We start from the raw sequence: 12,581 nt of genomic DNA, 5'->3' as shown, positions 1-12,581 counted from the left end.
CTACAGTTACGGTTTGGGATGATCATCCCAGGTATCTGAAAGGATTCGACGACTATCACCTTCGGGGTCATCATATTGGCGTGCTTTGAGCGTGTACAAAAATCCAACGAGACCCAAACCTCCCAAGATCAACGAGATGGGAATCAGGTAGGCCAGCACATTCATTTGCGCTCTCTCACACGCAAAGCATTCAGCGACACTGTGATCGAAGACGTCGACATGGCCAGCGCTGCAATCAACGGAGTGGCCATACCCGCAACGGCCAAAGGCACCGCAATGACATTGTAAATCGTTGCAATCCGAAAGTTCTCCTTGATGCGCCTTGTCGACTGACGCGCGACGACAATAGCCTCAGCAACAGGTGACAGATCCTGACCGAGGAGTACCATATCCGATGCCGCGCGCGCGGCATCCAAAGCCTGAGCCGGGCTGATCGAGACATGCGCCGTCGCAAGTGCCGCCGTGTCGTTCAGACCATCCCCAACCATCAAGACCCGTCGGCCATCGCGGCTCAAAGCATCCACGAACTCGGCCTTCTCATTGGGCAGCATGCTTGCATGCCATTCCGGCACGCCCAGTTTGAACGCAAAATCAGAAACCACGCACGCTCTATCGCCCGAAAGCAGAATAACGCTCACCTTGAGCTTTTTAAGAGCTTCAATCGTCTCACTTGCACCACCTCGCGCATCATCTTCAAACGTCAGAAGGCGACATACACCGTCGCCCATATCGAGGCCGGCACATATACCGTCACCATCCGGGATCATTTCCAACCAATCCGGGCGTCCCAAGCGCACAGTTTGACCATCCAGTTGTGCTTCGGTGCCCCATCCCGGTTTTTCCGTTATATCGGTCAAAAGCGCCGGTTCACAACGCTCGGCGGTTGCCCTGGCTGCAACCGCGCGCGACAACGGATGTGATGAGCCTTTCGCAAGCGCATAGGCAACACTACGCTGTTTCGCGGTCAATCTATCCCAATTGGATAGATGTGGTTTACCTGTTGTCAAAGTACCCGTTTTATCAAAAATTACGGTATCAACTTCCGCCAGCCTTTCGAGAGCTGTAGCATTCTTGATCAGCAACCCTTTGCCAAAAAGCCGTCCCGATGCCGCCGTCGTGACAGCAGGCACAGCAAGACCCAAGGCACAGGGACAGGTGATGATCAAAACCGCCGCCGCAATGTTGAGCGAAACCCGCATATCGCCCGACCAGATTAACCAACCCAAGAACGCCAGGGCAGAGATAACATGCACACCTGGCGCATAAAGCTTAGCCGCCCGATCCGCCAAAGACGTATACCGCGAACGCCCACTTTCCGCGACTGCAACAAGAGCGGCCATCCGTTGGAGCGAGGTGTCAGGTCCCACAGCAGATGCGCGAAGCGTCAAGGGACCAGTCAGATTGATTTCGCCTGCGCTGATCACATCACCAACGCCGCGCGCTTCGGGCAAGGTTTCGCCTGTTAGCATTGCGCGGTCCACTTCGGAACGACCTTCCGTCACGATCCCGTCGACCGGTGCACGGGCGCCGGGACGTACCTGAACCAAATCGTTCACACGCAGGGTTGCGACTGGAACTTCCGAAGCGCCATCGGCCCCGAGACGCCAGGCGCGCGGCACTTCGAGAGCGGTTAGTTCTTCGGCGGCCGAGCGCGCTGCGGAACGCGCCCGCGCATCAAGCCAGCGTCCCGCGAGCAGGAAAAAGGTCAAGGTAAGTGCTGCATCAAAATAGGCGTGATGCCCTGAAAGCCAAGTCTCCCAAAGAGAGGTTGCCAGAGCCAGGAGAATGGCAAGCGTAATAGGCACATCCATATTGAGGCGACCTGCGCGCAATGCGGCCCAGGCATTTCGAAAAAATGGTTGAGCCGAAAACGCCACCGCTGGGATCGCAATCGCCGCCGAAATCCAATGAAAAAGATCGCGCGTCGCATCCGTGGCACCAGACCACACCGCAACAGAGAGCAACATAACGTTCATCGATGCAAACCCGGCCACGGCCAAACGCATCAAGAGATCGCGACCTGCCATGTTTGTTGCTGTATCGTTCAATGCACCGGGATCAAGTTCATGGGCTTCAAACCCTTCGGAACTCAACAATGTCACCAATTCCGGCGCATTGATTTCAGGATCAGCGTCGATCACGGCACGCTTCAAGGTCAAGTTAACCCGCGCGTTTTTGATGCCTGGGTATGCGTTCAAGGCCTTTTCAACCTTGGCTATACAGGCCTGGCAATGAATGGTCGGCAGCGACAACATCAAGCGCGCATCTGGCACCACAACCGGCACCGCCTCGCTGGGAGTGGCGAGGCAACCGGGACAGGCGACCGGCGTATTTGTAGTTACCGTGGTCACTCAGAGCCTTTTGGTACATGCAGAATCACGCGTTGTTGGAAAACTGTGCCGTTTTCGGCCATGGCCTCCATTCGAAGGTTCCAGTTGCCTGCCGACAGTCTTACCGGGGCGACATAACGCGTCCCATCGAAAACAAATGCGGGGGTTTGGTCGTCCCGGACATGCGTGGCCCGCCCTAACGTTGCCTTTAGAGATACGACTTCGACCGACTCACCCTTTGCGTTGGTGATCGACACGTGGACATCATCGCCACGGGCCTGCGCCAGAACGGACCATCCCAAAGCGGTCTGCGCAGCGCGGTGTTCATCAAATTTCTGGCTGGCGACATAGGAATTACGCACTTCCAGGCCCGGGAAGGTGCTGACGGCGCTATAGGCGAGCCACAGGTTCACGCTGATGATCACAGCGAAACCCGACACAAACATCATCGCAACGTGTCGTCCGGTCAAAACGCGCGGTGTCATAGCCATGGTCATTCTCCCTTACCGTTAAAGCTGCTGTCCTTGTAGGCACGGTCCCCGTTGGTCAGATCCTCGACCCAGAACCGCACATCGCTGCGCGCCATTGCCGCCGGATCCGAACCCGGGGGCGCAATCAGATAGACCCTTTGCAGAAAAGAAGTATCCGCCGGTACAGGCACAGAAGCATAGGGTGTGCCCTCAAGCTGGATACGCAGAGCGGGGTCACCTTTCACAAACATCCGAAACAGTCGTTCCTCGCCATTCTTGTTGCGCAAGCGAATGTCATAGGTGTTGCGGATCGATCCATCCGAGAGGGTCACAAAGGTTGGGTTGCGCACGGCCGCGACAGTCATTTCGATCTCTGCACGAATGAACAACGCCACAATCAAAGCAACCCCAACCGCGCCCCAAAGCGCCGTATAGAGGATCGTGCGAGGTCGAAACACATGGTACCATGCGGAACGGGCGGCATGGCCCTCCCTTTCACGGGTTTCATCCGATAAAGCGATGTAATCAATCAAACCGCGCGGCTTGCCGATCCGTTCCATCACATCATCACAGGCGTCGATGCAAAGTGCGCAGGTGATGCATTCCAGCTGCTGCCCGTCCCGGATGTCGATACCGACCGGGCAGACATTGACGCAGGCCATGCAATCAATGCAGTCCCCCATCGGCTCTGTCTTGGCCTCTTCGCTGTGCTTGCGTGGCTCGCCGCGCCATTCCCGATATGCAACTGTGACGGTGTCCTCATCCATCATCGCCGCCTGAATCCGGGGCCAAGGACAGGCATAAATGCAGATCTGTTCGCGCATAAAGCCACCAAACACGAATGTTGTGGCCGTCAGGAAGGCAATCGTAATATAGGCAACGGCGCTCGCCTGTCCGGTAAAGATGTCGACAAAGAGCGTCGGAGCGTCAGCGAAATAGAAAACCCAAGCGCCGCCTGTGGCCACGGCAATCAGCAACCAGACCACCCATTTCGTCAGACGCAATCGTATTTTGCGAGCATCCAGTTTTTTCTGTCGGTGCAAACGCAGGCGGGCGTTGCGATCCCCCTCAATCCAGCGTTCTACGAGAATGAAAAGATCCGTCCAGACGGTTTGAGGGCAGGCATAACCGCACCAGACCCGCCCCAGCGCAGACGTAAACAGGAATAGTCCAAGTCCTGCCATGATCAGCAGTCCGGCGACGAAATAAAACTCGTGGCTCCAGATTTCGATCCAGAAAAAGTAAAAACGCCGGTTGGCCATGTCGAGCAACACGGCCTGATCCGGCAAGCTGGGACCCCTGTCCCACCGAATCCATGGCAACAGATAATAGATTCCCAACGTGACCGCGAGGATCACCCATTTGAGGTTGCGAAACGGGCCTGAAACGCGGCGCGGGAAAATCGGTTCTCGTGCAGCATAGAGGCTGGGAGGCGGTGCTTGATCGGTCACGGCGGTCCTTGTGGGTTGGGAAGGGAGATGTCGTGATCTACGACACAGCCCTACCACAAAATAGATGAAGCCGGCGGGATTATTCGCCCCCGCCCAACTGGTGCACATAGAGCGCGACCGCCCTTATCTCAGCCTCACTCAAGCGCTGAGTCCAAGGTGGCATGACGCCATAGCGGCTATAGGTCACAGTCTCGGTCAGCGAGTCTGCGTCACCACCGTAAAGCCAGATGGCATCCGTAAGGTTAGGGGCGCCCTGATCGCGATCCCCCATCCCATTTTCGCCGTGGCAGGCCGAACAGTTATCTGCAAAAAGTTCAGCGCCCGGACCAGCCAGGGCTGCGTCTGCATCGGCTCCGGAAAGTTCCATTACATAGTTCACGACCTGAGCGATTTCCTCTGGTTCAAGAATCTCACCAAAGGCGGGCATTTCTGAATAGCGCGCGTCGTCATCTTCCTCATTGCGGATACCATGAGCGATTGTGGCGTGGATGGATTCGATATCCCCGCCCCATAGCCAGTCATCATCCAAGAGATTGGGATAGCCGACAAAGCCTGCGGCACCAGAACCATGGCACTGCGCGCACCAGGTCCGGAATACTGCGGCTCCTGCTGAAACCGCATAGCCGTTCAGTTCAGGATTGGCCGAAATCTCCGTCAACTCAGCCGATGCCAATTGCGCATTGATCCCGGCGTTGGCCTCTTCGACGGCGGCAATCTCAACCGCGACTTCGCCGCGTGTTGAATACCCCAACAGACCAGCCGTGGCAGAAGACACCAGCGGCCAGGCCGGATAAGCGATTGTGTAAAGAACGCCCCAGATTATGGTTGCGTAGAAAGTCCAGAGCCACCAGCGCGGCATCGGGTTGTCAAACTCCTCAATGCCATCCCAGCTGTGACCGGTGGTATTGGGATCGCCCTCTTGTTTCGGGGGTATCTTGCTCATTTGTCTGCCTCCTGATCTGGGGCGGGTCTGTCGTCGTTTCTAAAGGGAATGTTCGCAGTGTCCTGATGCAATTTGCGGCTGCCGGGTCGGAAAACCCAGAGCATCATGCCAACAAAGACGAGGAACAAAAGAAGCAGCATCCAACTGTCCGCAAATTCCCGTAGAAGTGAATAAGTTTCCATATCTGCCCCCTCAGCGACTTGCATCTGGCGTGAAGGTCGAGAAATCGACCAATGTGCCGAGCATTTGCAGATAGGCGATCAAGGCATCGGCCTCAGAGGTGCCGGGCGCCCCGTCAAAGTTGCGCACCTGCGCCCCCGGATAGCGTTCCAGCATATCATCGTAGTCACTGTCGGGATCCGCCTGTGCGCGGAAATCGGCGACTGAAGCTTCGATCATTTCATCGGTATAGGGAACCCCGACGAGGGCGTGCGTGGACAGAAGGTCTTCGATGTATTCCCCGTCCAGCAATGTGCGTTCGAGGAACCCGTATTTGGGCATGATTGACTCCGGCACAACCGATTGAGGATCGCGCAGATGATCAATGTGCCAATCGTCCGAGTACCGCCCACCAACCCGTGCCAGATCGGGCCCGGTGCGTTTGGACCCCCACTGGAAAGGGTGGTCATACATGGATTCTGCCGCCAGTGAGTAATGGCCGTACCGCTCGACTTCGTCGCGCATGGGCCGGATCATCTGGCTGTGACAAACATAGCAGCCTTCACGAATGTAGATGTCCCGTCCGGTCAGTTCCAGCGGAGAGTAGGGACGCATGCCCTCTACTTTCTCGATGGTGTTTTCCAAGTAGAAAAGTGGGACGATTTGAACCAGCCCCCCAATTGTGACCACCAGAAAGCTGAGGACCAGTAAGAGGCTTGCGTTGGTTTCAATGAACTTGTGTTTTGAAAGGATTGCCATGTGTTCCCTCCTTATTCGGCTGGAACGACTGTGCCGAGACCCGCCTTGGCAGGCGCAGCGCGAACAGTCATCCAAAGGTTGTAGCACATGATGCAAGCACCTGACAGGAACAGAACCCCGCCCAGACCGCGCACCACATACATCGGGAATTTCGCACTCACGGTGTCTGCGAAAGAATTCACAAGGAAACCATTGGCGTCAACTTCACGCCACATCAGGCCTTCCATGATCCCGGTCACCCACATCGAGGCTGCATAGAGGACGATGCCGATGGTCGCGAGCCAGAAGTGCCAGCTGACCAGTGACAGCGAATAGAGGCGTTCACGTTTCCAAAGGACCGGCACCAGATAGTAGAGCGCTCCGAAAGTGATCAGGCCGTTCCAACCCAATGCACCGGAATGCACGTGACCGATGGTCCAATCCGTGTAATGCGACAGGGAATTCACCGCGCGGATCGACATCATGGGCCCCTCGAAAGTGGACATCCCGTAGAATGCCAGCGAGGTAACCATCATGCGCAGAACCGGATCGGTGCGCAGTTTGTCCCAGGCGCCCTGCAGCGTCATCAGACCATTGATCATACCGCCCCAGCTGGGCATCCACAGGATGATCGAAAAGACCATACCCAGGGTCGTTGCCCAATCTGGCAGCGCCGTATAGTGCAAGTGATGCGGTCCCGCCCAGATATAAAGGAAGATCAGTGCCCAGAAATGGATGATCGACAACTTGTAGGAAAAGACAGGACGTTCGGCCTGTTTGGGCACAAAATAATACATCATCCCGAGGAAGCCGGCGGTCAGAAAGAAGCCCACCGCGTTATGTCCATACCACCATTGCACCATGGCATCCTGCACGCCGGAAAAGACCTGCACGGATTTAGAGCCCCAGATCGAGACCGGGATCGAGATGTTATTGACAATGTGCAACATTGCAACCGTGACGATAAACGAAAGGAAGAACCAGTTTGCCACATAGATATGTGGTTCCTTGCGTTTGACGATCGTGCCGACGAAAATCGCCAGATAAGCGACCCAGACAATGGTCAGCCAAATATCCACATACCATTCAGGTTCGGCATATTCTTTGGATTGCGTACCACCGAGCAGATAGCCCGTGGCCGCCAGAACAATAAAGAGCTGATACCCCCAAAAGACGAACCACGCGAGGTTACCGCCCCACAAGCGCGCGGCCGACGTACGCTGTACCACAAAGAGAGAGGTGGCGATCAAAGCGTTGCCCCCAAAGGCAAAAATCACCGCAGAAGTATGCAGCGGGCGCAATCTGCCGAAGTTGGCATATCCCTCCGCCCAGCGAAAGTTCAGATCCGGAAACGCCAGTTGAAAGGCGATAACCACCCCTACCAGAAACCCGACGACGCCCCAGAACGCAGTGGCGATGACGCCTGCACGGACGACGCTATCAAAGTATTCGTTTGTCGCAATCGGCGCCACCGGCTCGTCCGTGGCGCGCAGCGTTGCAAGGAACAACCCCGCCGCGACAATCATGAAAATGACCATGTGAACCTGATAGGCCATGTCGCGTGCATAGCTTGCCGCGATCATAGCAAATAGCGTGGCGATTGCTAAGACCACCAGCTTCACATAGTTGAGTGTTCCGGTACTTGTCATTCCGGGGCTCCCTTCCGCTTTGCCTCGCGCGCAAGGCCCAAGGATGTTCGATATGCTCCCCGTGTCGCCCGGAACGCTGTCAACAACCTTGATCTGCATCAAGTTTTGACGGCTTTTTGCCTGATCCCGATCAACGCATCGTCAGTGCCTGCCGCTATACTGAAGCCTGTACTCTAACGAACAAGGAGTTGACTGATGGCCTTCAAAACCATTTTCACGGCGCTTTCATCGTTTGAAACGAGCAAATTCGCTTTGGAGCAAGCGGCAAGTTTGGTTCAGGCAGAAGACGCACATCTGGAAGTCATGTGTGTGGGGGTGGACCGTTCGCATAGCAATTACTATGAGGTGGGCGCGAATGCAGCCATCCTTCAGGCCGCGATACAGCAGGCTGACACTCAAGCCAAAGAGATCCAAGCGCAGGTTACAGGCTGGCTCGAAGGTTCCAACCTGCGCTGGAATGTGACAACGGCAGTCACAACACTTGCGGACGCAGGTCGCCCCTTGTCTCGGGCGGCGCGCTTCGCCGACCTTTGTATCTCGCCATTGCCTTACCGGGATCACAGTAGTCCCGAAGAAAGCCTCATTCTGGAAACGATGATGCTGGACGCGGGCTGTCCTACAATCGTTGCACCCGAGGGAGATCCGGTTGGTCGCCCCGAACGGATCGTCATCGCATGGAACGAAAGTGCCGAGGCCCTGCGCGCGGTTCGGGCGGCGATCCCCCTGATGCGCGCGGCAAAAGAGGTCCATATCGCCATTATCGATCCACCGGAACACGCTCCGGACCGCTCTGATCCCGGTGGTGCATTAGCCGTCATGCTGTCACGCCATGACATTGGGTGCGACATACAGGTCATGTCCCGTGGTGGCGCGAAAATCAGCGAACGTCTGCGCCGCCATGTCACAGAAACCAATTCACAAATGCTGATTATGGGAGGTTACGGCCATTCCAGATTCCGCGAGGCCGTTCTGGGCGGGGCCACCCGAGAGATGCTTGAACATACGACTGTTCCAGTTTTCATGGCGCATTGATCCGTCCAGCGAGGTTTTTGCGCCTGTATCTGGCAAGGCAAAAATACGTCAGCTAAGCATACCGCCGTCACTGTCATCGCCAGCCTCTTGCAGCAATCTGTCCATATCCGGCACGGTGACACTGCGTTTTCCCGCCAGCGCAATAACCTTGTCGCGCTTCAGCGCAGAAATCTGCCGGCTCACGGTCTCCAGTGTCAGGCCGAGATAATCCGCCATGGCTTCCCGCGTCAAAGGCAGATCAAATTGAACCGCCCTGCCCGGTGCTTCGTTATCCAAAACGGCGTCGCGTCGTGCGATAATGGACAACAGACTTGCAATTTTTTCGCGCGCCGTTTTCCGCCCCAGAACCAGCATCCATTCACGGGCGGCATCAAGCTCATCCAAGGTCATTTCCAGCAACCTGTGCGCGATATGAGGCGTTGTGTCGATCATCTGCTCAAACGGTTTGCGCCGAAAGCAGCACATCGTCAGATCTGACGTGGCCGTAACAGTATAGGCGGCAGCTCCGCGACCAGGACGACCCACAAAATCAGACGGCAACAACAGCCCGACCATCTGCGTGCGACCGTCCTCCATGGTCTGCGTCAGCGTCGCGACCCCGGACACTACTGACGCCACAAAATCCATATGATCCCCGGCCCACATCACAGTTTGCCCAGCGGCGAAACTGCGATAATATTTAATGTCTTCCAGCAATTCCAATTCATCGCTGTCACACTTGGCGCAAACCGCCCGGTGTCTGATCGGGCAATCCGAGCATCTCTTTAAGTCTGGAGACACCAATTGTTGCATGTCCAATTTCCATTTTGATCTGTGTCAAGGAACGCTGACACTCACCCTTCTATATCACTATCATGCACATGTCGTCCAAGCTAGCCAAGCTGGGGCTTTTTGACGCGATGGTACCGCGTTATACAAGTTATCCCACAGCGCCCCACTTCAACACTGATGTCGCCAGTGGGCATGTTCAGTCATGGATCGCGTCCATCCCGGCACACAGCACGATTTCACTTTATCTGCATATCCCGTTTTGTCGCAGTCTATGCTGGTTTTGCGCCTGCCGCACGCAGGGTGCACCGACCCTGTCACCAATTGCAAAGTACGTTGAGACTGTTCGACAGGAAGTAGCCCTGCTTGGGCAATTCCTGCCCGAGGGTGTGACGTTAAGTCGTATGCATTGGGGTGGCGGCACGCCCACCTTGCTGTCCGCCGAAATGATTGATGCCTTGTCCGATGCCATAGACAAAATCGCTCCTTTGGCGCCTGACGCCGATTTTTCGGTTGAGATTGACGTAAAAGAGATCGATTCGGCGCGTATTGATGCCCTGGTGCGCGCGGGACTGACACGGGCCTGTATCGGGGTTCAGGACTTCGATCCGGAAATACAATCAACCATTGGGCGCATTCAGGGTTTCGAAGTAACACGGGATGCCACCGAAACCTTGCGAGCGTCAAACGTCAAATCTCTAAACGCCGATATTCTGTTTGGTCTGCCCCATCAGAACGAAACACGCATTGCTACGTCGGTGCAAAAATTACTGACGCTCAATCCCGATCGCGTTGCCCTTTATGGCTATGCACATGTGCCCTGGATGGCGCGCAGACAATGCATGATTCCAAGTGATACCCTTCCAACCCCAGAGAAACGTCTGGCGCTCTTCGAAACTGGCCGTCGCTTGCTCGACTGGGACGGGTACCGCCAGGTCGGTATCGATCATTTCGCAAGACCGGAAGATAGCCTGACAAAGGCCGCAGAATCTGGAAATCTAAGACGAAGCTTTCAAGGGTATACTGATGATCCTTCAAGTGTTCTGATTGGCTTGGGGGCATCAGCGATTTCTCGTTATCCTCAGGGATTTGCGCAGAATTACGGCGCAACGTCCGACTATGCAGCGGCAATTGGTGCCGGCGGCTTCGCGACCCACAAAGGACACGCTTTGACGCGCGAGGACAAACTGCGCGCGCGCATCATAGAAAGCATCCTGTGTGATTTCGGCGTGAATAATCGCAGTGTCGCGGCCGAATTCCCTGATGATACGGCTTTGGCCGCCCGATTGCTTCAAGACTTGGCCGGACGGTTTGGCGACATGGTGCGTCTGAGCGAAGATGGCCTTCACATCAAACCGGAAGCGCAGCCACTCGCACGAAATATGGCCAGACATTTTGACGCCTATGATATGTCAACCGCGGGTCACGCAACCGCAGTATGACACCATCAGGCTGTGGCCTGTAGCAGCGTGCGGGTATATTCGTGCGATGGTGTATCAAAAATCGCATCCACGTTTCCGGTTTCCAGAACATCACCGCGCTTCATGACCATAACCTGATGAGACATGGCACGCACCACATTCAAATCATGGCTGATGAAAATATAGGCCAGCCCATATTTTTTCTGGAGATTTCGCAGCAAATCCACAATCTGAACCTGAACGGTCATATCCAACGCTGATGTGGGCTCATCCAACACCAACAGCCGGGGTCGCAGTACCATCGCCCGCGCAATGGCGATCCTTTGGCGCTGTCCACCTGAAAATTCATGCGGATACCGGTCCATGGTTGCGGGATCGAGGCCGACTTCCACCATCACTTCGCGCACAAGATCACGCGCGTCACGGTCGGCGTCCACATTATGGATGCTCAACCCTTCGGAAATAATCTGAGCGCATGTCATGCGTGGGCTCAAACTGCCAAACGGGTCCTGAAACACGATCTGCATGTCCTTGCGCAGGCCACGCAATTGTCGTGTGGACCATCTGCGCACGTCTTGTCCCATGAAGACGATCTCACCCTCAGAGGCGATCAACCGCATGATGGCCAGAGCCAGCGTAGTTTTCCCGGACCCACTTTCGCCCACAATCCCGATGGTTTCGCCCGCGCGTACAGTCAAACTTGCGTCGTTCACCGCTTTGACGTGGCCCACGGTGCGGCGCAACAGACCAGCCTGGATCGGAAACCATATTTTGAGGTTCTCAGTTTTCGCGATGATCTCAGCATTGGCCGCAAGCGGCGCAGGCGCACCGGAAGGTTCCGCGCCCAGCAATTTCTTTGTGTAGGCATGCTGCGGAGTGTCAAAAATTTCACGAGTCGGGCCTGTTTCGACAATGACACCGTTTTGCATGACACACACCCGATCCGCGATGCGCCGCACGATGCCGAGGTCATGGGTTATGAACAACAACCCCATGCCCAGCCGATCTTTGAGGTCCTTGAGCAGATCCAGGATTTGCGCCTGAATGGTCACATCCAGCGCTGTGGTAGGCTCATCCGCGATCAGTACATCGGGTTCATTTGCAAGCGCCATGGCGATCATGACCCGCTGACGTTGCCCACCAGAGAGCTGGTGTGGGTAGCTGCCAATTCGCGCCTCAGCGTCCTGAATTCCGACCTGTTCGAGCAATTCCAAGATACGCGCACGCGCCGCTGCCCCTGCAAGACCCTGATGAAGGGCAAGGCTTTCGCCAAGCTGCTTCTCAATAGTGTGCAGCGGGTTGAGCGATGTCATCGGTTCCTGAAATATGAAACTGATGTCATTGCCGCGCACTTTGCGCAGGCGCGTTTCATCCGCCCCGATCATCTGCTGACCGTCATAGGTGACGGAACCGGAGACGACAGCGCTTTCGCCCAGCAGGGATACTGTCGAAAGGGCGGATACGGATTTGCCCGAGCCGGATTCTCCGACCAGCGCTACAGTCTCTCCGCGTTCAACCGCGAAACTCACACCTTTGACAGCCTCGGTCAGCGCGCCATCCTGACGAAAACTGACACGCAGATCTTTGACTTCCAGAAGTGCGCTCATGACATCTTTACAC

Annotated in this window: 12 protein-coding genes; 2 read left to right on the top strand and 10 right to left on the bottom strand. The window is 55.8% G+C overall.

What is annotated here, in order from left to right:
* Window positions 1-6: 6 nt before the first annotated feature.
* From ccoS to ccoN, 8 genes are all read right to left on the bottom strand, one after another.
* The gene (gene ccoS / locus R8G34_16630; protein MDW3224480.1) at window positions 7-165 is read right to left on the bottom strand and encodes a cbb3-type cytochrome oxidase assembly protein CcoS; all 159 of its coding nucleotides are present in this window, start codon (window positions 163-165) and stop codon (window positions 7-9) included.
* On the bottom strand, window positions 162-2,351 hold the full coding sequence (locus tag R8G34_16625; GenBank protein MDW3224479.1) for a heavy metal translocating P-type ATPase: 2,190 nt from the start codon (window positions 2,349-2,351) through the stop codon (window positions 162-164). The genes ccoS and R8G34_16625 overlap by 4 nt, the downstream gene beginning before the upstream one ends.
* Entirely contained in the window at window positions 2,348-2,815 is a 468-nt protein-coding gene (locus tag R8G34_16620) for a FixH family protein (protein MDW3224478.1), read from the bottom strand. Before R8G34_16620 ends, R8G34_16625 begins: the two co-directional genes overlap by 4 nt.
* A gap of 8 nt (window positions 2,816-2,823) precedes the next feature.
* Window positions 2,824-4,251: a cytochrome c oxidase accessory protein CcoG gene (gene ccoG / locus R8G34_16615; GenBank protein MDW3224477.1), complete on the bottom strand. Its 1,428-nt coding sequence runs from the start codon at window positions 4,249-4,251 to the stop codon at window positions 2,824-2,826.
* Window positions 4,252-4,330: 79 nt separating this feature from the next.
* Window positions 4,331-5,194 carry a cytochrome-c oxidase, cbb3-type subunit III gene (gene ccoP, locus R8G34_16610; GenBank protein ID MDW3224476.1) on the bottom strand — a complete coding sequence of 288 codons (864 nt, stop codon included), beginning with the start codon at window positions 5,192-5,194 and terminating at the stop codon, window positions 4,331-4,333.
* On the bottom strand, window positions 5,191-5,376 hold the full coding sequence (locus R8G34_16605; GenBank protein ID MDW3224475.1) for a cbb3-type cytochrome c oxidase subunit 3: 186 nt from the start codon (window positions 5,374-5,376) through the stop codon (window positions 5,191-5,193). The genes ccoP and R8G34_16605 overlap by 4 nt, the downstream gene beginning before the upstream one ends.
* Before the next feature lie 10 nt (window positions 5,377-5,386).
* Window positions 5,387-6,112, bottom strand: a complete 726-nt coding sequence (ccoO, locus tag R8G34_16600; protein ID MDW3224474.1) for a cytochrome-c oxidase, cbb3-type subunit II — start codon at window positions 6,110-6,112, stop codon at window positions 5,387-5,389.
* A gap of 11 nt (window positions 6,113-6,123) precedes the next feature.
* The gene (ccoN, locus tag R8G34_16595; protein MDW3224473.1) at window positions 6,124-7,740 is read right to left on the bottom strand and encodes a cytochrome-c oxidase, cbb3-type subunit I; all 1,617 of its coding nucleotides are present in this window, start codon (window positions 7,738-7,740) and stop codon (window positions 6,124-6,126) included.
* Window positions 7,741-7,935: 195 nt separating this feature from the next.
* Here ccoN and R8G34_16590 point away from each other — a divergent pair, with 195 nt between their 5' ends.
* The gene (locus R8G34_16590; protein ID MDW3224472.1) at window positions 7,936-8,772 is read left to right on the top strand and encodes a universal stress protein; all 837 of its coding nucleotides are present in this window, start codon (window positions 7,936-7,938) and stop codon (window positions 8,770-8,772) included.
* A 48-nt stretch (window positions 8,773-8,820) separates the two neighbouring features.
* Here the strand turns inward: R8G34_16590 and R8G34_16585 are convergent, their stop codons facing one another.
* The gene (locus tag R8G34_16585) at window positions 8,821-9,564 is read right to left on the bottom strand and encodes a Crp/Fnr family transcriptional regulator (protein ID MDW3224471.1); all 744 of its coding nucleotides are present in this window, start codon (window positions 9,562-9,564) and stop codon (window positions 8,821-8,823) included.
* A gap of 62 nt (window positions 9,565-9,626) precedes the next feature.
* Here R8G34_16585 and hemN point away from each other — a divergent pair, with 62 nt between their 5' ends.
* Window positions 9,627-10,982 carry an oxygen-independent coproporphyrinogen III oxidase gene (hemN, locus tag R8G34_16580; GenBank protein MDW3224470.1) on the top strand — a complete coding sequence of 452 codons (1,356 nt, stop codon included), beginning with the start codon at window positions 9,627-9,629 and terminating at the stop codon, window positions 10,980-10,982.
* A gap of 5 nt (window positions 10,983-10,987) precedes the next feature.
* Here the strand turns inward: hemN and R8G34_16575 are convergent, their stop codons facing one another.
* Window positions 10,988-12,568, bottom strand: coding sequence for an ABC transporter ATP-binding protein (locus R8G34_16575; GenBank protein MDW3224469.1), 1,581 nt, complete (start codon window positions 12,566-12,568; stop codon window positions 10,988-10,990).
* Window positions 12,569-12,581: the final 13 nt, after the last annotated feature.

It is taken from the genome of Paracoccaceae bacterium, from assembly GCA_033344815.1.
Classification (GTDB): domain Bacteria; phylum Pseudomonadota; class Alphaproteobacteria; order Rhodobacterales; family Rhodobacteraceae; genus Roseobacter.
This window is presented reverse-complemented; position numbering and strand designations above follow the sequence as displayed.

Excerpts from the sequence above, each read along its gene's own strand:
- ccoS (MDW3224480.1), bottom strand. The coding sequence starts at position 165 with ATGAATGTGCTGGCCTACCTGATTCCCATCTCGTTGATCTTGGGAGGT.
- R8G34_16620 (MDW3224478.1), bottom strand. The coding sequence starts at position 2,815 with ATGACACCGCGCGTTTTGACCGGACGACACGTTGCGATGATGTTTGTG.
- ccoP (MDW3224476.1), bottom strand. The coding sequence starts at position 5,194 with ATGAGCAAGATACCCCCGAAACAAGAGGGCGATCCCAATACCACCGGT.
- R8G34_16605 (MDW3224475.1), bottom strand. The coding sequence starts at position 5,376 with ATGGAAACTTATTCACTTCTACGGGAATTTGCGGACAGTTGGATGCTG.
- ccoO (MDW3224474.1), bottom strand. The coding sequence starts at position 6,112 with ATGGCAATCCTTTCAAAACACAAGTTCATTGAAACCAACGCAAGCCTC.
- ccoN (MDW3224473.1), bottom strand. The coding sequence starts at position 7,740 with ATGACAAGTACCGGAACACTCAACTATGTGAAGCTGGTGGTCTTAGCA.
- R8G34_16590 (MDW3224472.1), top strand. The coding sequence starts at position 7,936 with ATGGCCTTCAAAACCATTTTCACGGCGCTTTCATCGTTTGAAACGAGC.
- R8G34_16585 (MDW3224471.1), bottom strand. The coding sequence starts at position 9,564 with ATGCAACAATTGGTGTCTCCAGACTTAAAGAGATGCTCGGATTGCCCG.
- hemN (MDW3224470.1), top strand. The coding sequence starts at position 9,627 with ATGCACATGTCGTCCAAGCTAGCCAAGCTGGGGCTTTTTGACGCGATG.
- R8G34_16575 (MDW3224469.1), bottom strand. The coding sequence starts at position 12,568 with ATGAGCGCACTTCTGGAAGTCAAAGATCTGCGTGTCAGTTTTCGTCAG.